The sequence below is a fragment of the Chamaesiphon sp. genome, from assembly GCF_041737865.1.
Taxonomy (GTDB): domain Bacteria; phylum Cyanobacteriota; class Cyanobacteriia; order Cyanobacteriales; family Chamaesiphonaceae; genus Chamaesiphon.
In genome coordinates this window covers 1-21469 of the sequence record NZ_JBGSQZ010000071.1, presented here as the reverse complement: position 1 = coordinate 21469, position 21469 = coordinate 1, and the positions used below count along the sequence as shown (strand labels likewise).

Annotated in this window: 20 protein-coding genes and 1 pseudogene; 14 read left to right on the top strand and 7 right to left on the bottom strand. The window is 46.1% G+C overall.

Annotated features, from left to right (window positions below; translation table 11 throughout):
• Nucleotides 1–130 precede the first annotated feature (130 nt).
• Together prfC and ACEW9J_RS05255 are read right to left on the bottom strand one after the other, a co-directional pair.
• Nucleotides 131–1771 carry a peptide chain release factor 3 gene (gene prfC / locus ACEW9J_RS05260; RefSeq protein WP_373544088.1) on the bottom strand — a complete coding sequence of 547 codons (1641 nt, stop codon included), beginning with the start codon at nt 1769–1771 and terminating at the stop codon, nt 131–133.
• Between the two features lie 146 nt (nt 1772–1917).
• Nucleotides 1918–2703, bottom strand: a complete 786-nt coding sequence (locus ACEW9J_RS05255; RefSeq protein ID WP_373544087.1) for an MlaE family ABC transporter permease — start codon at nt 2701–2703, stop codon at nt 1918–1920.
• 185 nt (nt 2704–2888) lie between these two features.
• Between ACEW9J_RS05255 and ACEW9J_RS05250 the strand changes: the two genes are divergently transcribed.
• Entirely contained in the window at nt 2889–3266 is a 378-nt protein-coding gene (locus ACEW9J_RS05250) for a DUF4870 domain-containing protein (RefSeq protein WP_373544086.1), read from the top strand.
• 273 nt (nt 3267–3539) lie between these two features.
• On the opposite strand, the gene rpmF is transcribed toward ACEW9J_RS05250, so the two are convergent.
• A complete protein-coding gene (gene rpmF / locus ACEW9J_RS05245; protein ID WP_373544085.1) occupies nt 3540–3716 on the bottom strand; it encodes a 50S ribosomal protein L32 in 177 nt (58 codons plus the stop codon).
• A 545-nt stretch (nt 3717–4261) separates the two neighbouring features.
• Between rpmF and ACEW9J_RS05240 the strand changes: the two genes are divergently transcribed.
• Nucleotides 4262–5554: a hypothetical protein gene (locus ACEW9J_RS05240; RefSeq protein WP_373544084.1), complete on the top strand. Its 1293-nt coding sequence runs from the start codon at nt 4262–4264 to the stop codon at nt 5552–5554.
• Here ACEW9J_RS05240 and ACEW9J_RS05235 read toward each other — a convergent pair.
• A complete protein-coding gene (locus tag ACEW9J_RS05235) occupies nt 5534–5773 on the bottom strand; it encodes a hypothetical protein (RefSeq protein ID WP_373544083.1) in 240 nt (79 codons plus the stop codon). The genes ACEW9J_RS05240 and ACEW9J_RS05235 overlap by 21 nt on opposite strands.
• Before the next feature lie 143 nt (nt 5774–5916).
• Here ACEW9J_RS05235 and ACEW9J_RS05230 point away from each other — a divergent pair, with 143 nt between their 5' ends.
• The 3 genes from ACEW9J_RS05230 to ACEW9J_RS05220 all read left to right on the top strand — a co-directional run bounded on the left by ACEW9J_RS05230 (nt 5917) and on the right by ACEW9J_RS05220 (nt 9085).
• Nucleotides 5917–7581, top strand: coding sequence for a protein kinase (locus tag ACEW9J_RS05230; RefSeq protein ID WP_373544082.1), 1665 nt, complete (start codon nt 5917–5919; stop codon nt 7579–7581).
• A 131-nt stretch (nt 7582–7712) separates the two neighbouring features.
• On the top strand, nt 7713–8339 hold the full coding sequence (locus ACEW9J_RS05225; RefSeq protein ID WP_373544081.1) for a YqiA/YcfP family alpha/beta fold hydrolase: 627 nt from the start codon (nt 7713–7715) through the stop codon (nt 8337–8339).
• Between the two features lie 131 nt (nt 8340–8470).
• Complete coding sequence (locus ACEW9J_RS05220) at nt 8471–9085, top strand: TetR/AcrR family transcriptional regulator (RefSeq protein WP_373544080.1); 615 nt, start codon at nt 8471–8473, stop codon at nt 9083–9085.
• Nucleotides 9086–9154: 69 nt separating this feature from the next.
• Here ACEW9J_RS05220 and ACEW9J_RS05215 read toward each other — a convergent pair whose 3' ends face one another.
• Entirely contained in the window at nt 9155–9994 is an 840-nt protein-coding gene (locus ACEW9J_RS05215) for an acyl-CoA desaturase (RefSeq protein ID WP_373544079.1), read from the bottom strand.
• Between the two features lie 261 nt (nt 9995–10255).
• On the opposite strand from ACEW9J_RS05215, the gene ACEW9J_RS05210 reads away from it, so the two are divergent.
• Nucleotides 10256–11467, top strand: coding sequence for a TetR family transcriptional regulator (locus tag ACEW9J_RS05210; protein ID WP_373544078.1), 1212 nt, complete (start codon nt 10256–10258; stop codon nt 11465–11467).
• A 37-nt stretch (nt 11468–11504) separates the two neighbouring features.
• Nucleotides 11505–12158 carry a flavin reductase family protein gene (locus ACEW9J_RS05205; RefSeq protein ID WP_373544077.1) on the top strand — a complete coding sequence of 218 codons (654 nt, stop codon included), beginning with the start codon at nt 11505–11507 and terminating at the stop codon, nt 12156–12158.
• Between the two features lie 148 nt (nt 12159–12306).
• Here the strand turns inward: ACEW9J_RS05205 and feoB are convergent, their stop codons facing one another.
• Both feoB and ACEW9J_RS05195 read right to left on the bottom strand, forming a co-directional pair.
• Nucleotides 12307–14172 carry a ferrous iron transport protein B gene (feoB, locus tag ACEW9J_RS05200; protein ID WP_373544076.1) on the bottom strand — a complete coding sequence of 622 codons (1866 nt, stop codon included), beginning with the start codon at nt 14170–14172 and terminating at the stop codon, nt 12307–12309.
• Between the two features lie 125 nt (nt 14173–14297).
• Nucleotides 14298–14531, bottom strand: coding sequence for a ferrous iron transport protein A (locus ACEW9J_RS05195; RefSeq protein WP_373544075.1), 234 nt, complete (start codon nt 14529–14531; stop codon nt 14298–14300).
• Between the two features lie 334 nt (nt 14532–14865).
• Between ACEW9J_RS05195 and dapB the strand changes: the two genes are divergently transcribed.
• The 7 genes and pseudogenes from dapB to ACEW9J_RS05160 form a co-directional block, all read left to right on the top strand.
• Nucleotides 14866–15693: a 4-hydroxy-tetrahydrodipicolinate reductase gene (dapB, locus tag ACEW9J_RS05190; protein ID WP_373544074.1), complete on the top strand. Its 828-nt coding sequence runs from the start codon at nt 14866–14868 to the stop codon at nt 15691–15693.
• Nucleotides 15694–15760: 67 nt separating this feature from the next.
• Entirely contained in the window at nt 15761–15970 is a 210-nt protein-coding gene (locus tag ACEW9J_RS05185) for a hypothetical protein (RefSeq protein WP_373544073.1), read from the top strand.
• Between the two features lie 258 nt (nt 15971–16228).
• Nucleotides 16229–17185 (top strand): DUF1517 domain-containing protein, encoded by a 957-nt coding sequence (locus ACEW9J_RS05180; protein WP_373544072.1) that lies wholly within the window; start codon nt 16229–16231, stop codon nt 17183–17185.
• 454 nt (nt 17186–17639) lie between these two features.
• Nucleotides 17640–18995 (top strand): APC family permease, encoded by a 1356-nt coding sequence (locus ACEW9J_RS05175; RefSeq protein ID WP_373544071.1) that lies wholly within the window; start codon nt 17640–17642, stop codon nt 18993–18995.
• 44 nt (nt 18996–19039) lie between these two features.
• Nucleotides 19040–19690, top strand: a complete 651-nt coding sequence (locus tag ACEW9J_RS05170; protein ID WP_373544070.1) for a cyclopropane-fatty-acyl-phospholipid synthase family protein — start codon at nt 19040–19042, stop codon at nt 19688–19690.
• Nucleotides 19691–19734: 44 nt separating this feature from the next.
• The gene (locus tag ACEW9J_RS05165; protein ID WP_373544069.1) at nt 19735–20268 is read left to right on the top strand and encodes a hypothetical protein; all 534 of its coding nucleotides are present in this window, start codon (nt 19735–19737) and stop codon (nt 20266–20268) included.
• Nucleotides 20269–20562: 294 nt separating this feature from the next.
• Nucleotides 20563–21276 (top strand): annotated as a pseudogene (locus tag ACEW9J_RS05160) (transposase); the annotation flags it as partial.
• Nucleotides 21277–21469: the final 193 nt, after the last annotated feature.

Genomic DNA, 21469 nt, shown 5'->3' with positions numbered 1-21469 from the left:
AGCAAAAGTTCTCTTTAGAGAACTTCTGGATCGCAATCAGTCCACTTCAATGGACTTTCGCTCCTAGCCCCGAATTCATTCGAGGGCGTTCTCAAACGAAGCAAGCCAATTATCCCCGCCTAAATTCAACCTAGCCCACCGATAAAGACCCGATCGTAATGGGTGCGATCGCACTCAACTTCAGACTAGGATGATCTTCTAATAACTGATTGACGTTCCATTCATTCTTGAATAACAACACCGGACGATTCCAGAGATCTTTGATGGTGATTGTATTAAATAATCGTCCTACTTTATCCAGGGCATCCCAACCATTGAGTACCCATCGTGCTACCGAATAACCGATCGGTTCGAGTGTCGTTTCCACACCATATTCATTCTTCATCCGAAACTGGACAACTTCAAATTGCAACTGTCCCACTGCTGCTAAAATTGGGTCGCGTTTCGATTCATCTGCTGAATACATAATCTGGACTGCGCCTTCTTCTTGTAGCTCTTTGACCCCTTTTTGGAACTGTTTAAACTTCGAGGGGTTGGGATTGCGAAGGAAGGAGAATAATTCGGGTGAAAAGCAGGGAATTCCTTCGTATTCGAGCTTTTTCATCCCTGTGTAGATGGTATCGCCGATCGCGAAGACACCAGGATTATTTAAACCAATTACATCGCCTGGATATGCTTCTTCGATCGATTCCCGATCTTGAGCGAATAGTTTCTGGGGGCGGGATAGTCGGACGGTTTTACCTGTGCGGGCGTGGCTGACGGTCATATCCTTTTCAAACTTACCAGTACAAACCCGAATAAACGCCACTCGATCGCGATGTTTGGGGTCCATATTGGCTTGAAGTTTAAATACGAAACCGGAGAATTCTGGATAACTCGGATCGATCGTACCGATATTAGAATTACGATTTCCTGGCTTGAGGGCGTATTCCAAAAAATAGTGTAAAAACAACTCGACCCCAAAATTGGTCATTGCACTTCCGAAGAATACCGGAGTCATATAACCAGCATGAATCGCTTCTAAATCTAACTCCGAAGCCACCCCATCGAGCAGTTCCAAATCGCTGTGCAGTTGCTCGAATAATTCTTTGTCCAATAACTCTTTCAGGCGCGGATCGTCTAGATCCATTACCGTATCGGTCGCTTCCTTCTTACCATGCGCCGTCCGTTCAAATAGATGAACTTTGCGCTGATATCGATCGAACACACCTTTAAACCGATCTCCGGTACCGATCGGCCAATTTACCGCATAGGTTTGTAAGCCCAATTCCTGCTCGATCTCATCTAATAAGTCTAACGGTTCGCGTCCAGGTCGATCGAGTTTATTTACAAACGTGAAAATCGGCAGCTCCCGCATTTTACACACTTCAAATAACTTGCGCGTTTGTGGCTCCAAGCCCTTTGCCGCATCGATCAGCATTACCGCATTATCAGCCGCAGCTAGCGTCCGATAAGTATCTTCACTAAAATCTTGGTGTCCGGGTGTATCCAACAGATTTACCTGAAAACCCTGATACTCAAACTGCAACACCGTCGAGGTAATCGAAATTCCCCGTTGTTTTTCCATCTCCATCCAGTCGGAAGTCGCCTTGCGCTGATCGCGTCTGGCTTTCACCGCACCCGCTTCATGAATTGCACCCCCGTACAGCAAGAGTTTCTCTGTCAGGGTAGTTTTCCCCGCGTCAGGGTGCGAAATGATCGCGAAATTACGCCGATGTTCGACGGCAATTTCGAGTTCGGTTTGGAGTTGGGTTTGGAGTTCGGTGGACATGAGGCGAGATTCCGTTAGCGGGCTTCAATCTTTGATTATATCTGGTTTTAATCATTGGCTCACTTCGATCGGCTAATCCCTTAATTGAATGTCCTCATTAGTTGCACTGGTAGGGACATTCTTATTCCAATCATACTGACCAAATCTCAATTAGGCTTACCCGAAGGCAGATCGCCAAATAATAAAGAGACTGCTAGATCGATCGCAAAAATGGCAATCCCCGCGACGACAACAGCCGCTGTTGCTGACTCGCCAACTTGCTTGACACCGCCATAAGTTGTCATCCCCCAGCCACACCCAATCGCCCCAATCGCCGCCCCAAACAGGACACCTTTACAGCCTAGATTGACGATATCGGTAGGCTTTAAAAAACTTCTGACTGACTCAATGAATACCAGAGGTGGCAATTGATAGAATTGAGCTGTTGTGAAGATACCGCTGAGAATACCGCAGACTAAACCTAAAATAATTAAAATCGGCACCGTCACGCAACAGGCGAGTACCCGTGGCAAAATCAGATAATCGATCGGATCGGTTCTGAGTGTGTATAGTGCATCAATTTGTTCGGTGACTTTCATCGAGCCTATTTCTGCGGCAAATGCCGAGCCAACTTGTCCAGCGATGACACTAGCCGTTAGAATTGGGGCGAGTTCTCGACAAAAGGCGATCGCAAATACTCCGCCAACAGAATTAATCGCTCCCAGTGACTCCAACTGTCTGGCGGCTTGGATCGTAAAAATCATCCCCGCCAAGATATTCACCAATAGCACTGGAATCATTGATGCGGGGCCAGTTTTGAACAAATGTTCGGAGATTTTGTGCCAGCAAGTTTTACCCTGTAGCAAATGTAGCCAAAGTTGCCCGACTAGCAGAAATGTAAAGCCAAATCGTTCGTATCCGTAAGGATGACTTGCACCGGATTTTGGAGCCATGTACAGGTGGTGTGGGATCGCAGCTATCGATCGGTTCCTATGATTGTATGAAAGTTAATTAGATGTACATGTTCCCGCTGTTTTAATTGCGGATTTCCACCCAGTCAAAACGTCCTCTCACTCTGGCAGCTATGCTAGAGTTAATGTATACAGTTCTTAGTTTAAGTTATCTTCGAGGATTTAAAATGGTTGATACTGGCGATCGCAGTAGTAGTGGCAAACGCAAGTTATTTTCTTTGTTATGTCACGGCTCGATTTTTTTAGGTTCACTGCTATTTACCTCCGCAATTCCCTTAGCAATTCTGCTGCTATTTGATGACCCAGTTATCAAGGCAACTGCCAAAGAAACACTCAACTATCACTTTAATATTTGGCTGTATGGAGCTATCTCTGCCGGACTCGGAACTTTTTTTACTCTGCTAATTTTTACGATTCCCCTAGCTTGGGTAATTGGGATCGCCTTTTTCTTGTTTCACTTAGTACCACCAATTTTTGGGATTTTAGCAGTTTTAAATAATCCTAACGAGCCTTATCGCTATCCATTTATCTGGCGGTTACTATAATCGGCTGTCGATTCAGGGGGATGGATATCTAAACTCTATACCCTTTGAATTCGATCGTCAATTTAGGTAAATAATCGATCGAATATGCTCAGTGGGATCTGGATAGATATTGCCTTCGAGGTAACAAGCTTGACTGATTTTTAGCTAGCCTCCATACTCCATTCCGCTCACCGCTTCTGCTAGACAGTAAGCGGGAGTCTCCTGGATGTTTGATGGGCTACTAATATCGACATCAGATGAGTGCGTAAATTGTTAGCCCTCCTTAAATCGATCTTATTCAGCAGCTTCTTCTTCGTCAGCTTGAGGATAGACAAAGCTGGTAGAGCGTCCGGTAAGTACGGATTTACCTAATGAGAGTGCTTTTTTGGCTTGGATAGCGGCTTTATTTACCCAAGTTGCACGGCGTTTGTCACGTTTGGATTTGGACGTTTTCTTCTTTGGAACTGCCATAGGAGTATATATTGAGGCACAGCCTTTCTAGTATAACAGGGTTGAACTCCTTTCAGGCTGAAAGTTGCAGACAATCGCCAGATACTTGTTAACTACTCCTTTCCCAGTGTCAAATTGCGGAGTTCGTCCGGTCGGGTTTCCCGACCATGGAACGAACCCAAGCTAGACATCTGGTGAATGGTGAATGGTGAATGGTCTATTTCTTGAGTGGGAAGGGAGTAGGATCGACTTAGATCTCCTCATATCTTGTATCAGTCTGAAAATGTGAGTAATTAACGTAGATCTTGGGGCACCCACAGATTGGTGCATTAATAGTATTTGCGTATTATCCAAGCAATTGCTCGGCTACCATCGTTGCACATTTTAGCTAAGTCAAAATGCTCAAAGTTGACCAACCCACTGCCCGATCGCAAATTTGGATGGCTAGAATTGGGGAACAAAGATGCAATGATTAATTACTATATCAAAATAGTAGCTACTATAGATCGATAATTAAGATTGTCTTCAAAAATACCATATAGCTAGAGATTGGTTGGTGTAAACCTATGACAGAAACGAATAATAGACTCGATGGCGTTTCTCCACGGGAGAGGTTGCATCAATACAAGACATCGGATTCAGCCGATTCAATTGCAGAGCGACTACTCAATTTTACGGCTGAAGAATTAGCGATCGTTGGATATTTTGCTAGGGGGCAAAAGCATTCTATCTCCAGCCAAAATTTAAAATTAGAATATACGGAAACCTCAATCCGCTTGAGCGATCGAGATGGTAAATTAATCGGTATCAGTAAGCAAGTAAATAAGTGGCAGCGGAAAGTTTTAGTTAGTAATAATTCTAGCTATAGAGAGATTATTATTGAAGATTTAATAGATTTGGGCTTAATTAACAGACAAAAATCATCTCATCCTGAATTCACCGAACACCATGAGTATCAACTACCCGATGGTTATAAATTAAACTATACTGAGGCGATCGAACTGTGGAAAATTTGGTGGAACAACAGACGTTATCAACTAAATAATCCCCGTCCAGCAATTGATGTCTTAACTTTTAGTAGAGGTAATTGGTATCCGATCGACGATTTACAGCCGAAACAAGGAGCTTTTGTCCTGACTACTGCTAGAGGAGAAATCCAGATCGATCCAGAAGAATATGTCGTCTGGCTCGATCCCAAATCGCCAAAATTCACCGGAGCTGATGCCAATAGCTCGTCCTCCCCTTCTGCCTTGCAAGCTTCGGCAGATCTATTAGGATCGCTCGAACCACGCTCGAATCGCCAGATTTCTACTGAAGTTCCTTCGCCTTCGGCACGATTGTCTGGTGGACGATCGATCGTTCCGCCAGCAACACTGATGGGCGAAAGTGTGCAGAATATCGATATTCATCGTCCCAGGATCGCTCAGTTACCAGAACTAGAAGAACTGGATCTGGAGGCATATTTGAATACTTTCAATACTGAAGATACCGAGGATGTCGATCGGATCGAAGGGATTTATCATATTGGCGAACTATTGAGTGGGACTAATATCATCGATCCTCCACTTCCAAAACCGCCCAATTCGCCGCAGACAAAAGCATCCGTGCCCCTAGTAGAGCCTCCAGCTACCACGGCGGAGCTAGATGAATTGACACTCGCACAGCAGCAAGCATCGCTCAAGCTCAAAGCAATGAAAGTACTGATTACTTATCTCCAAGAAGGCGATCGAGTCATTCGCACTGAAGTGTTAAAAAATGCACTGGGGCAAGAAATTAACCGGAAGATTGTCAAAACTGAGCGGGGTTGCCCTAGTTGGGCAATCGAGCAAGTTAGGCATCTAACAGCGGTCGATCGTTAGTGTCACTGGCGATCCTGATGCCAATCCCTTCCCACTCAAGAAATAGATATCATGATTCACTGTCTTGAAAAGGTGCTCTACTTGTCTCGCCTTTGTCACCCGCCCAGTTGGGAAACAAGCGACGTTTGTGGGGGGGTTGGGTTGCCAACCCAACCAGCTTCCCCCGTAGAAGCTCTCGCGCCCCTGTTCCCGCACTTTTCGCCATCCACCATTCACCATTCACCATTCACCCCCTACACTAGATGTCTAATTTGACACTAGGAAGGAAGTAATCGATCGCTAGTGACACTAAAAGCTTTGATGTATCGTCAATCAGTCAAGAGAAAGTGTAAAGTTGAGATATCTGAGCATAGGTTTATTCAATGATCGGTCAGTTATTAGCGGGACACTATCGGGTACTCCAAGTTTTGGGAAGCGGGGGATTTGGGCAAACTTATATCACCGAGGACTTACATCTACCTGGTAATCCTAAATGTGTGCTCAAACATCTCAAACCAGCCAGTGCAGATCGATCTCTCCTAAATATCGCGCGCAAATTGTTTGAGAAGGAAGCGATCGTGTTGCAGCAATTGGGCAATCACGATCGAATTCCGCGTTTACTTGCCTATTTTGAAGAACAACAAGAATTTTATCTAGTTCAGGAATACGTTCCCGGACATCCCCTCTCGACAGAGCTAAAAAATGGTGCCAAGTGGAACGAAGCCCAAGTCGTCGAATTGCTCCAAGAGATTTTAGAAATTCTGATTTTTATCCACTCTCAGGGTGTGATCCATCGCGATATCAAGCCGGATAATATCATGCGGCGCAGTAGCGATCGGCGGCTGATTTTGATTGACTTTGGTGCGATCAAACAAGTCCGCAATCAGCAGATGCTACACGGTCAAAATACCATGACGGTAGCGATCGGCACACCTGGCTATATGCCGATCGAGCAAGCCTCTGGCAATCCGCGTGCGAGTAGCGATATGTATGCCTTGGGGGCGATCGGGATTCAAGCTCTCACAGGCGTCAATCCCTACGATTTGCCCGCAGACGATCGCACGGGCGAACTCAAATGGGAACATCTTACCATCGCCAACCCCCAGCTAATTGCCATTCTCCAGCAGATGACGCGCTATCACTTCAAAGATCGCTATCATACGGCTACAGAGGCTCTCCAAGCCGTGCAGGCTCTGACTACAGGCATTGCTCCTACCTATGTCCAAACGCGCATCACGCAGCCGCAAGCTAATAGTTTTGACTCTCAAGCAACCGTTGTTGCCCCTGGCGTCACTCGAACTACATTGTCGGGATCGCCGACGATCGATCCCACGCCACCAGCTCGGAGTTTTCTCCCCGTCATTGGTGGAGTTATCGCCATCTCGGCAGCAGTCGGCAGTTTTGCCGTGTTTAGCAATATCTTCCTAAATCAACGAAATTTTAATACAGATCTTCAGTCCGAGCGGTGTCGGATCGCCACCCCAACCGATCTGCCCTCAACCAGAGTGCGATCGCAACCCCAACGCGATGCCAAAATTCAAGCCAACATCCCGCGCGGCACCAAAGTAGTATTCCTCGCCGCACAAGATGCTTTTATCCAGATCGAGATGGCCGATCGATCGACTGGCTGGGTCTATAATAACCAAGTCACTGGCTGTGATGTCCCGTTAGCCCCCCAGCCCACCCCAAAACCAAGTCCCACTCAATCGATTGTCTCCCCCAAACCGATCGTCCCACGCCGCAGAGTCGATCGCTCACCTCCTTTAGCTTCACCTTCGCCCGAACCTACCCCCTCAGAAACTCCGACACCATCCGAGCCGCCGATCGAAATTGAAATACCATCCCCAGCGATATCTACTCCTTCGCCTTCACCATCGCCCTTGCCCTCTTCGAGCATCTATCCACCGCGCTCTCGTCCAGATCCATCTCCATCCCCTTCAGCGACCGATCGAGATCCCGATCGGTCAGTACCTGAAAAATCACCTCTGCCGATTGCCGTACCAACCCCAAAACAATCGATTCCAGTCGATCCGACCCCATTATGGTAAATAGAGATCGTCAGTTGAAAATTTTGGCGGTGAGGTTGGGTAAGCTAATTAAAGAACTTAACTCGAACATTCCCCTCCCACCTCATTTGTCACTGCCAGGGAAATAACTTCACGGATCGAACCACAGAATAATGTATATTTACTTACACGGTTTTGCATCTGGGACGGGATCTACCAAGGCGAGATACATCCGACAACAGTTTGCCAACATTGGCATTGAGTTACAAGTTCCCGACCTCAATCAGGATGACTTTACTCATTTGACAGTTTCGCGGCAGATCGCTCAAGTTGTCGATCTGTTTCCCACAGATAGTCCAGTTACATTAATTGGATCTAGTCTCGGAGGATGGGTGTCCACAATTATCGCTCAAGACTATCCCCAAGTTAAGAAACTAGTCTTACTGGCACCTGCTTTTGATTTTCTGAATCATTGGCTACCAAAAATTGGCGATCGACAATTAAATGTGTGGGAAAATACCTACTATCTACCAATTTATCATCATGCTCTCAAAAATTTATCACCCCTACATTACAATTTCATTGTTGACGCTCGTAGATATCCTCTTGCTCAGATCGATCGCGTCCTGCCAACTTTAATTATCCACGGTATTCATGATGATGTCATTCCGATTTCTGCTAGTCGAGACTTTGCCCAAGATCGTTACTGGGTCAATTTATTAGAGTGGGAGAGCGACCATCATCTTACCAATGTCAGCGATCGAATTTGGCAAGAGATCTGTGATTTTTGTCGATTCTAACTATAGATAACACTACTCTTCGGTGGCAAAGCCTATGCCCGAAAGCAATGCCTCAGACGCTACCCGCGAGATTGACGCGTCAATCTAAATTGTCGTAAAATAATAGTAGTCTTGAAATTAGTCATATTGCAGTGTCTAAAGCCGATCTTACTAAGCAAAGAATTATCGAAAAGGCTGCTCTTATTTTCAATCAAAATGGCTATGCTGGAGCCTCAATCGCCGATATTATGCGGTTGACAGGGTTGGGTAAAAGCAAGATCTACAGTTATTTTAAAAGTAAAGATGAAATTGCTGTAGCAGCGTTTGACTATTCACTTGGATTGATTTTAGCAGCGGCAATGGCACAGGTGTCAATCCAAAACACTGCAACCCTTCGACTACATGCTTTTGTTGATAGTTTCCGTGGCTTTACCTCCCAGCCCATCGGTACGGGCGGATGTCCGATTTTGAACACGGCGATCGAAAGTGACGATACCCATCCCATATTAAGGCTCCACGTCCAATCAGCCGTAAATAATCTCCGCGCTCTGATTAGTAGCATTGTCGAGCTAGGCATTCGTCAAGGTGAAATAACTGTAACTACCGACCACGAACAGGTGTCAACGATTCTATTGGTGACGATCGAAGGTGCAATTATGATGAGTAAATTGTACGGTAATGATGTCTATCTCGATCGGGCGATCGATCATTTGCATCAATATATCAACGGTTTATCGATGCCTAATAAAAAAACCGCCGCTTCATGAATTGCCCCTACTTTTTATGGAAAGCCAGCGATTTAAATCGTAGGCTATCCGAACCGTATTGGGAGTGGGTTAAGTACTAGGTGGTAAGATTACCCGCTTGGCTAAACCGAGCTTTTGCAATAATTGAATCGACCACCAAGTCATATCGATTTCCCACCACTGCCAGCCACCTTTAGCTACATTAGGATAAGCATGATGATTATTGTGCCAGCCTTCACCATAAGTTAGTAGAGCCGCCCACCAGAGATTGCGAGAATTATCATCTGACTCATGGGTGCGATAGCCAGTGATGTGACTTGCTGAATTGATCAGCCAAGTGCTGTGCCACAGAATCACCGCGCGAACAAAGACACCATAAATCACAAACGACCAACCGCCTACCGCATATAGTAACAATCCGACAGGGATTTGTAAGAATAGGAAATACTTATCGAGCCAACGGTAATAAGCATCTTTAGCTAAATCCGGTGCTGCTTTTTTATAATCATCAAAGTTGAAGAAGTTCGCTTTTGGGTAAAAAATCCATAACATGTGACTCCACCAGAAGCCCCGCTTTGCCGAGTAGGGATCTTTGTCCCAATCTTCGGTATACAAGTGATGTTGCCTGTGTCCAGCTACCCAGAAGATCGGGCCGCCTTGGAGTGCTAACGCGCCGAGAGTGGCAAATACATACTCTAGTGGTTTCGGCACCTGAAAGCTGCGATGTGTGAGCAAACGGTGAAATCCCAAGCAAATCCCGATCGATCCAAACAACCAATGCAGCACGATTGCCGCGCCTAGTGCCGACCAATTAAAGAACCACGGTGCCGCCAAGGCAATCAGATGAAACGATCCAAAAAAGATAACATTCGTCCAACTTAATGGTGCCGTTTCTCCTCGCCGTGAGCTATTTTCGATAGTAGCAGTCATAATTTAGGGTTTAGGTTTTAGGGTTTAGGTTTTAGGCTTTTATTTTGAGGTTTTAGGCTTTGGGCTTAGGTCTGAATTCCCTCCTGAGAGTATTTCCCCTAACACCTAACACCTAATACCTAATACCTGATTCTAGGTATAGTAGAAATAGGGTCTGCAAGTAACGCTTACATTTACATCCTAACAAGCTTTTTTTAAAAATGCAAGTGATACTTGCATTAGTTACTTCCTCCCTTAGTAAGTCGATCCAACTCATACTCCATGACATCTTCCCGCAACCTTACGCGCCAAAAACTGATCCAGGCAGCGATCGAATTATTTGCCAGTCAAGGAGTCAGTGAGACAACCACCAAACAGATTGCCGAACTAGCACAGGTGAATGAAGTCACCTTATTTCGCCAGTTTGGGAATAAACATGCGCTACTACTTGCCGTTATCGAAGATGCGAGTGTGTTTGCTCAATTGGGACAGAGTTTAGCGACAGAATTGCCACCAGCAAGTAGTCTAGCCGAAATGCTCAGAGTATATGCTAATACCTGCCTCCAGGCACTAGAACAAACTCCCGCCGCGATCCGATCGCTCGTAGGCGAGTCGGGGCAATACTCCACAGAAAATCGCCAAGGATTGGGACGGAGTTTCGATCGAGCCAATCGTCGCGTCGCGAAGTATTTAAAAACCAATATCGGCGAATCTCAGGCGGATTTGCAACTACCGATCGAGCAATTAACTAGCTTGCTGCATACATTATTATTTGGATATGCGACGATCGAATTAACTAGCGAGTTTCATGGATTGTGGCGCGATCGAGCGGATTTTCTCGATCGAGTTGTTGCTCTATTCGTTGCAGGTGCAATTGCTGGAAGTCCTCAACAATTAGCTGTAATTAATCCCCCCGCCCCAGTAATTCAGCTCGACTTACCAGCACAAGTCGTCGAGCAGATACTCCAACAAGCAAAAAAACAAAGTCTTCAGACTTACGCGCTTGTCTACGTATTATTTGGCGCGGGATTGAGTGCGAGTGAGCTGATTTTATTGACTCGATCGAATCATTCGAGCAGTAGCGATCGTCAGTTATTGCAAATAACTGGCTCGGCGCGTCAAGTACCCGTCAATCAATGGATTATGGGTAAACGCTACGGCTCATATCTCAAAAACCCCCTCACACAATGGCTCAGAAGCCGCAAAGATGCTCATCCTGCTCTATTTATCAATCCGAATGGAACTGCATTAACTGAGGCAGATTTGCACCAACTGTGGCAACAATCGAGCGGTGAAATTATTACACCAGCTGGAGCACCGACGATCGCCCAAGCTCAAGCTACTTGGTGTGTAGAAATGCTGATGAGAGGACTATCGATCGAAGCGATGCAGGTATTGACAGGATGGGAAACTACTCAACTCGAACCCTATGCACGCCGCGCCCAAGAGCTGACGGTTTTAGCACAAGCATTTAATGTCGATCGTCATCCCTAATGCTGATTTAAAATCTATTCTTGGCTCTATAAATCTCATGTCACAAAATAATGATAATGCCCACTCCTATTTAGGATTTGATTGTGCCGATCTGTCCTCATCTGATGCGTATGACTTGCTCAATCATCTGGTTGCACCGCGCCCGATTGCGCTAGTATCAACGCTTTCTGTTGATGGGATTCCAAATTTAGCTCCATTTAGCTATTTTATGGCAGGTGGACTAAATCCACCCTCGATCGCCTTTTCACCCACCACAAATCGCCACGGGCAGTTCAAAGATACGTTGCAAAATATTCAAGCTACTGGAGAATTTACGATTAATGTTGTGAGTCAAGGGATGCAGGATCGGGTGAATATTGCCTCACTCGACTTTGACTCCAGCGTGAGCGAATGGGAGCAAGCTGGTTTTATACCTGCGTCTACTACCAAAGTTCGTCCCGCGCGCGTAGCCGAAAGTCTGATGGCGATGGAATGTCGTCTGTTTCAACTTGTGTCCCACGGGGAAGGCGCGAATGCGGCTAACTATGTGATTGGTGAAGTGCTTTATTTTCACATCGCCAAACAGTTGATGGTAAATGGCAAAATCGATCCAACTCAAGTCCAATATATCAGTCGGATGGGTGGTAATTGGTACGATCGGGTGAGTGCTGATTCGATGTTTGAATTGGCGCGTCCTCAGCTAGATTCCTAGCAGTAAGTCGGATCGATCTCGATCTGCTAGAACCGATACAGGAGCGTAATTTGCCGCAGAGAATGCGTGAAGTAACGATCGATCGAGTTGCGGGTTAATAGCGATCGCAGTATGTTACGACAATTATCAACAGCCCAGCTCTCGCCAACTAGAAACCTAAAGCTCTGGCACCTTGATAAAAGATTAAACTCGCACTCCAAGCTAGCACTAACGACCAGAACACGCCCATCAGCGCAAATTTTGCGCTTTTTGACTCTGCTTTGATTACCGCTACCGTAGAGAGGCAGGGAACATACAGCAGCGTAAATAACATAAAGCTGTAAGCCTGCACCCAGTCAATATCTTGGGCGATCGCACCAGCCAATCCCGCATCCTGTTTGGTGGCATAAATCACCGCCAATCCACCGAGGACGATCTCTTTGGCAATAAACCCGAAAATCAGTGCAACAGATAGTTTGGGGTTAATCCCGATCGGGCCTAAAATTGGTTGGAGTGCATTACCGATCGCGCCTGAAATCGTGCCAGCACTGGCAGGTTCGACATTTGTGGGGAGATTATTGCACAGCCAGATTGCGACTACGCCAAAGATGATAAATTTCCAGGCAAATCTCAGAAAATGTCTAGTTTCTCCCCAAGCACGGAGCAGCATTTGGCGGATGGTAGGAAAGCGGTAGGGCGGTAATTCGAGGATCAGTGGCTCTTGATTGGGATACTTACCTTTGAAAATAAATGCTGTGAGAATCGCCGCCGCAAAGCTAAATAAATACAGACTAAACAGCACCATAGGCGCAACGCTGGCACTAAATAACGCCGTCGTCATAAAGATGAACACATTCAGCCGCGCCGAGCAGAGCGAAAACGGAATCACCAACATCGAGAGTAGGCGCAGAGCCGGAGAACGCATCACCCGCAACCCCATAATCGCGGGGACATTACAGCCAAAACCCATCAGCGACATCACAAACGATCGACCATCCAAGCCCAACCGTTCCATGAAAGCATCCATCAAATAAGCCGATCGAGATAAGTATCCACTATCTTCGACGATCGCCATACAGATAAAAAAGATCCAAATCACGGGAATAAATGCCGCAACCGTCGCCACCCCCCCATACAATCCATCGATCAGCAGATCGTGGGGAAACTTCGGTAAGAAACTTAGTAATGGCTCCACAGCAGCAGTCTTAAACCATTCCACCCCTAGATTTAACCAATCTTGCAGCGGCTTCCCGATGGTATACACCATCTGAAATAGCAGATACATCAAACCAAAGAAAATCGGCAACCCAAACACGGGATGGAGTAACACGCGATCGAGTTTAGTCGTCAGCGTATTCTTGACAGCCGATACCTGAAACCCATCCTGAAGCAGTACGCTCATTTCTGCGACAAACTCAGTATCACTGACTAAATTGCGCTCGATCTTACCCGCTAATAATGGTTCGGACTGAAGACTCAATCGTTCGGCAATTAAGCTGCGTACCTGAGTATAACCCTGTCCGTATTTAGCACTCATCTGCATCACTGGCATATTTAAGTGCCGCGCGATCGATTCTGGCTCGATCTGAACTCCAAATTTGGGAGCTTCATCAGCCATATTCAGCAGTAATAAAGCTGGCAAACCGAGATGTTTGATTTGTAGTGCCAAACTAATCTGGCGATCGAGTTGGGTAGAATTGAGAATAATTATGACTAAATGAACGGGATTGCTCTCTAGAAACCGCCGCACTACTTCTTCATCTTCCGAGAAGCCCCGCAGATCGTAAATCCCAGGCAAATCTACCACCTGGGTTTCTTGCTGCCCTAATTTAATCTTTGCCACTAGCAAATCGACGGTAATTCCTGGCCAATTTCCCGTACTGGCATTAGCCCCAGTCAAGCGATTGAAGAAGGTAGACTTACCAGTATTGGGCATCCCCAAAACCGCCACTTGTTTTAAGCCCTCAGTGCTAGTGACATCTAAAAGCGGACTACCATCTGCGTTGCACTTATTACAGTTAATTGAGTTTGTCATTTTTTAGATTTGGTCGATAAACATCGATCGTCATATTCAATTCTCTTTACCTGTAAGTAATGCAGCACAAATATCTATAACTGTCAGCCTCTAAAGCCTAAAGCCTAAAGCCTAAAGCCTAAAACCTAATGCGGCTGCACTTGAATAGCTCTAGCATCGCAACGGCGCATGATTACTTCCGTCGTACCGATTCGCACATGTAGCGGCCCACCCAACCACGCTTTACGGATCACTGATATCTGCTTGCCCACCCGAAATCCTAACGCTTGTAATCTATGCTCTAAGATAGTTTCGGTATTTATGCCTAGGATCGAAGCAGTGGTTCCTAGGGGTAGTGCGCTCAGTTCAGCCAACGACATTCGATCTTCCTTATGATAATTAATTGCGTCTGAATCTCAAAATTGTCCGATCGGTCGATCTTTTCGATCTGAGTCGAACTGAAGTTGTAAAAATCACTCAGGCTTAATCTTTGCCTAGATTTCGGTCGATCGCGGCTCCTGGAGATCGGATCGGCTACCACTGATAAATATAACGCTCAAAAATACATCTCTAACTTCCCCAACTATAAAACTTATGAGAAAGACTGTCAACAATTTAATTTGGAAATTCTCAAGCTGTTGCGCTAGAACTAGAGCGCAAGTCTTTCGATGTCATAATGGGCAGTGTGGAGCTGTCAGCTAAGGAGAAACGAAAATGAGTACTCAATCGCCAATTCCGGTAGTCGTCAATGGTGCGGCGGGGAAAATGGGTCTAGAAACGATCAAAGCCGTGGCTAATGCCGAAGATCTGGTGCTGGTGGGAGCGATCGATCGCAATCCCCAGCTCCTGGGCGAAGATATCGGCGAAATCGCTGGCTGTGGAGCCTTGGAGGTACCTCTGATGAACGATCTCCAGGCGATCCTGGCGATGGCATCCCAGGAGAAACAACCCGCCGTCATGGTCGATTTTACCCACCCTGATAGTATCTATGAAAACGTCCGATCGGCGATCGCTTATGGCGTGCGTCCGGTTGTCGGTACCACTGGATTGAGTACCACTCAGATTCAAGAATTGGCTGAATTTGCGGACAATGCGAGTACTGGCTGTCTAATTATCCCCAATTTCTCGATCGGGGTGATCTTGATGCAGCAAGCAGCAATTCAAGCTGCCAAATTTTTTGAACACGTCGAAATCATCGAACTCCACCACAATCAAAAAGCCGATGCCCCCAGCGGTACCGCCATTCAAACCGCTCAACTACTCGGCGAACTCGGCAAAACCTTCAACCCACCCAGTGTCACCGAATCCGAAAAGATCGCTGGTGCTAGAGGTGCCATCGCCGACGAAAATATCCGCATTCATAGCATCCGACTCCCTGGCTACATCGCCCATCAGGAGATTATCTTTGGTGCCCCAGGTGAAATCTACCTGCTCCGCCACGACACTACCAATCGTTCTTGCTATATGCCAGGAGTTCTCCTCGCCATTCGCAAGATTTTGGGGCTAAAATCTTTAGTATATGGATTAGAAAAAATTCTCTAATGTGACTATTAATCGATCTGACGACTTGTAGTATCTACCGATTAACAACTAAATCGAGTTAAATACCATGCAACTTTCACCCCAGACTGTTTATAATAATCTTGAGTTTATCGATCGAGTCGATGCGACTACTAGTGCGGTATATCGCCAATCAGCGCAGGAAGTATTAGCCGATCCCGAAATTAGTTTAGAGTGGCGCAAGACAATATCCGATCGACTCAATCAAGTTAATCATGAGCTGACGGTTCATGCTCATGTCGATGATGATAGCTATTAAATAGTTGATAGTTGACAGTTGACAGTTGACAGCGGAGTTAAGAATCATTGAGTCAATAGCCTGAACCAGAGCAGTCAAAACTACCCAACCTCCACCGTCAGGGGTGCAAGTTGGGTAGTTTGTCGGTTATCTCTACATCTGGCAACATTTCTCCCTCCCAGTTGCCTAAGTTAAAATTGAAGATATTCGATAACTAACAGCTTTCAATTGTCAAAGTCGTTACATTAAAAGAATAAATAAGATTTTATACAGGTGGTTATGCTGGAAAAACTGCTCGCTCTCATTAAACCCTTGGTCAAGTCCCTCGTAGCAGTCGGACTAGTCCTAACGCTCGTGATATCGCAGACTGGAGATGCTTTGGCAGCACGAAGTGGCGGACGAATTGGGGGTGGCTCATTCCGTGCGCCTAGTCGGGGATATAGTAGCCCTAGTGGTGGTTCTTACGGTAATCGTGGCGGTGGATACTATCCAGGTGGTGGCTTCTCGCCGTTCTTCTTTCTCCCATTCATCGGTGGTGGTGGCGGCGGCGGTTTATTCTCGCTGTTGATTATGGTTGCGGTGGGTGGATTTTTACTCAATACTTTCCGACGGGTAGCTGGTGGCGATAGCTTTGAAGGTGGTGATGTTTACAATCCTCAAGTGTCGATCGCTCAAATTCAAGTCGGTTTATTAGCTGATGCCCGGAGCGTTCAGTCTAAATTAGACCAACTGGCGGAAACTGTCAATGCTGATACAGCCACAGGTCGGATGCACTTGCTCCAAGAAACTAGCCTCGAATTGTTACGTCACCCTGAATACTGGACGTATGCCAAGACTAGCACTCAACAAACCAAACTCGATCGAGCTGAAGCTGTCTTCAATCAATTGTCCCTCAACGAGCGTGGTAAATTTACAACCGAAACCCTGAGTAAGGTAAATAACCAACTCCGTCAGGCTGACAGTAATGCTGCGCTCAACTCTACTGGCGAACTAGCCACAGTGGAGCAAGAACGCGCTGAGTACATCATTGTAACTCTATTGGTTGCTGCAACTCGATCGCTCGAATTGCCAAAAATCAATGGTGAAGCCGATCTGCGTCAAGCTCTCCAAACTCTCGGTAGTCTCGATGCAAGTGCCATTGTCGCCATCGAAGCTATCTGGACACCTCAAGCAAATGGTGACGCACTCACTACAGATGATATCCTCGCCTACTATCCCGATCTCAAATTAGTTTAGTAGTCTTTTAGACCTCAAAGCCTCCCCACATGGGGAGGCTTTTTTGTATTTGTGCTTGTGCTTGTAATATGAATTTTTTCAGAACAGGGATTGTGTCTTGGATCGCCGCTAATGATGCCAAGTCTGCCTACACGGACTAAGACATTTCGATTATGACTACTCACATCTTGTACTAGCGACGCGCGATCGGGGGCGAAAGTATGTCGATCGATAGATAAATTTATCAAATAATAGATCGTAAAGTTTAATCAGTAACATAGAGAAACTTATGCGAAAATACTCAAGATAAAGAGTTAGCAATAGAGATAGAATTTTGCCAGCTCATAAATTTAAAGAGTTCTATGTTTAAATTTATGAGCTTGTGGCATAATTCAAAAATCGTTAAATTTTTATTGAAAATTTATCGACTTTTAGCAGAACGCCAATTGCCCACATAGCAGGTAGAGTTAAAGCTGTGACTATAATCGAGCAACCTAAATTACCCGAAATTGCAGAAAATAGCATCAGAGTGGCAAGACCTTCGATCGGGCTATTCGATGCGATCGCTTTAATTGTTGGACTAGTTATCGGTGCGGGAATATTTGAAACACCAGCATTAGTTGCGGCAAATGCTAATAGTGAGACTGATGTTTTACAAGCTTGGGGCTTGGGTGGAGTAATCTCCATTATTGGTGCCTTATGCTACGCGGAACTCGCTACCACATATCCCAATATCGGTGGTAGCTATGACTACCTAAAACGAGCATTCGGTCGATCGATTGCGATTTTATTTGCCTGGGCGCGACTGAGTGTAATTCAGACAGGATCGATCGCTTTACTCGCCTTTGTATTTGGAGATTATGCTTCCCAAATATTGCGGTTGGGCACATTTTCAGCAGGGATTTATGCAGCACTAGCGATTGCCCTCCTCACTGCTCTCAATATCTTGGGCGTAAAGCACAGTAAACGGCTCCAAAACTGGCTGACGATTACCACCATCCTGGGACTGCTGGCAATTATTATCATTGGCCTAACCTTGCCCACAGGCAATAGTCCCGCTCCGGCTACTACTGCCACGAATTCCAGATCTTGGGGATCGGCAATGGTATTCGTACTGCTCTCCTACGGCGGTTGGAACGAAGCGGCGCAGATTTCCACTGAGATCGAGAACTACCAACGCAACATCATCCGATCGCTCCTGTGGGGACTGGGCATTATTACCGCTCTTTACTTACTAATTAATTTGGCGTATCTCAAGGGCTTGGGATTGATGGGGATGGCACAGTCTCCAGCCGTTGCGGCAAATCTCATGAGACAGGCATTTGGCGAACCAGGAGCCAAATTCATCAGCATTCTGGTGGTAGTTTGTACGCTCGATTCGATTAATGCCACCATTTTTACGGGTGCGCGCACTAACTTTGCGCTGGGGCAAGATGTGGCCGCCTTCCGATTTTTGGGTGTATGGCAAGACCGTCACAATACACCAACTACCGCCTACTTATGGCAAGGCGTAATTTCCTTAGCACTAGTGGGACTGGGCACTGTCACTCGCGACGGATTCAAAACGATGGTCGATTATACTGCGCCGATCTTCTGGTTTTTCTTTTTACTCAGTAGCCTCTCGCTGTTGGTGCTGCGAGTGCGAGATTCCGCTCGACCGCGCCCGTATCGGGTACCGCTGTACCCGATTTTACCATTGCTATTTTGTGCGGCCTGTGGCTACCTGCTTTACTCCAGTTTGGTCTACACCGGAACTGGGGCGATCGTCGGCGTAGTTGTTGTGGCACTGGGGATTCCCTTTACCCTACGGCATTGCCAGCAGACTCGATAATTTTACAGAACATCTCAATCACAGTTAATTAGGAGAAAAAAATCGTGAACATACCATTGAAATTAGGCAGATTGGGCAAAGCCCACGCTTCGCGAACGATTGCGGGATTAGGCATTGTCGGATTGGTTGTAGCTGGATCTATCCACTTGCCAACCAGCGACACCCCACAGGTCGATCGCGTAGCGTCCCTTTTTGGGAATCGAGCGATCGCGCAGCCACAACTAGATGTCCCCTATGTCCCAACACCGACAGCCGTGGTGAATGCCATGCTCAGTCTCGGTAACGTCAGGAAAAATGATGTACTCTACGATCTCGGCAGTGGCGATGGTCGGATCGTGATAACGGCGGCTCAAAAATTTGGTACCCGTGGGGTGGGAATCGATATCGATCCGCAACGGGTGAAGGAGGCAAATCAGAACGCCCAAAAAGCAGGTGTGACCGATCGCGTTCAGTTTCGCCAGCAAGATTTGTTTACTACAGATTTGAGCAACGCTACCGTCGTCACTCTCTATCTGCTACCGGAAATTAATTTGAAATTGCGACCTAGGCTGTTGAGCCAACTCAAACCAGGGACGCGGATCGTTTCTCATGCTTTTGACATGGGTGACTGGAAACCCCAAAAAGTTGTCCAGGTAGCAGGTGAGACTATTTACTACTGGACGGTACCACAGAAAGTTAGCAACAAGAAGTCTTAGCTACCATCATTAATCGCTGCCAACTTACCAGTAGGAAAAAGCAAATGTCTATTAAATCGCTACTGCCCCCAAAAATACTAGTCTCGCTCTTAGCAGGATTAGGATCTGGTCTGATTTTCGTAAGTATCTTCAATCTGGGGGATCGCTCCACCCGCAGCCCTCAAGTTGCCGAGCGGACGGTTTTGCTGCCTTTGGTAGCTCCGCTCCTTGGTAGTGAGTTAACTTCAGACCGAGGAGATCTCAGCACTAGTGCTGGGGTAGCACCAGCAGAACAGCAACCAGTCCGACTCAATTCTGCCCAAATTGCCCTCAAAGAAGCGCAAGTCGCAGTTTCTCTATCGCAAGCACAGTTAGCTCAAGCGTGGATTAACTTGAGCGAATTTCAAGCCAAGCACGACAGTGCCAAAATCTTGTCCGCGCAAGGTAAAGTCAGTCGCCAAGCAGCAGACACCGCCAAAGCTGCCTACAAGCTAGCCCAATTGCAACACAGTTCAGCATCGATCGGGCTACAAGACTCTCAGGCACAACTAATTGCGGCTAGAGCTGAAATTAGTCTGCTAGGGTGCAAAGTAATTTAGATCTCTGCTGTTATCTAGTCTTTATGTATTGTCTTAACGCGCTTTCTTGTCGTTGTCTTGACGCATCGACCTGGAGGAAACCAAAGAGTCGATGCGTCGCTTTTTTATTCGGCGGCGTTTTATGCGGGGGTTCCCCCCGCATAAAAAACGCAGCTGTACTGGTTTTTTGGATAAAAACAGTTTAACAGTTCTCCTCTCTTTTTTCCTCAAACCCATTACTCATCAGCTTTTACGATAATTCTTACGGACTTTTGTCCGTCAATCAGCCGCCGCTGTCTTGTCGTTTTTTTTATACTGACCAGAATACTCGATCGAGAAGGATTCTTGTGGTGTCAGCCAGTGAAGGTAAGTAACCAAGCAATGTCTGAAAGATTTTTGACATTTCCGGCCGAAATATTCGAGCGAGTATTCAAAGAAATGTTAGGAGAATTTAGAGAAAAATGGCACAGTAGAAAACAAAGACAGTTACCACCGAGCATTGAATTTAGCAAAGCAAAATTCGCTAGAATTTGGGCATGTGATGGCTCAACAATGGAAGCGATATTTAGAAAATTAGAGAGTTTAGCGGATGTGCCGATCGGGCAATTAGCCGGAAAGATGGGTGTGGTCATCGATTTAGTGACTAGACTACCAGTAGAGATCTGGTTTCGAGAAAATGCCAAAGCATCAGACACCAAATTTGAGTTAGACATCCTCAATTTAGCAACATCAGGAACTCTATTGCTATTAGATCGAGGATTCTATCATTTTAAATTTTGGCAGCAGTTAATCGGGCAGGAAGTACATTTTATCACGAGACTTAAAAAGGGTGCAGCCTTACAATTTGAACGAGTACTCACAAATAGCTACAGCATCCGTGACCGAGTAGTAAGAATGGGTACAGGCACAGACAAGATGCCTTATGTCACATTGAGGCTAGTGGAAATTAAATCGGGCAAAACCTGGCATTCATATCTGACAAGTGTCCTCGACCCACTAATTTTACCACCTTATGTAGTAGCTGATTTATAGAACCCATTTGAGATCTTTTTAGGGCGATCGAGTAAAATCGACAAGATAGGTAGGGCTTGCTGAAGATCTCAGCAAGCCAATCACTGCAAGGGTTTTGAGCCTTTTTTCAGAAATTAAGTGCAAGGTTTTGACTTTGAAAGGCTCAAAACCCTTGCACTCGATCGCTTGAATCTGGCGATCGAGTGAGAAT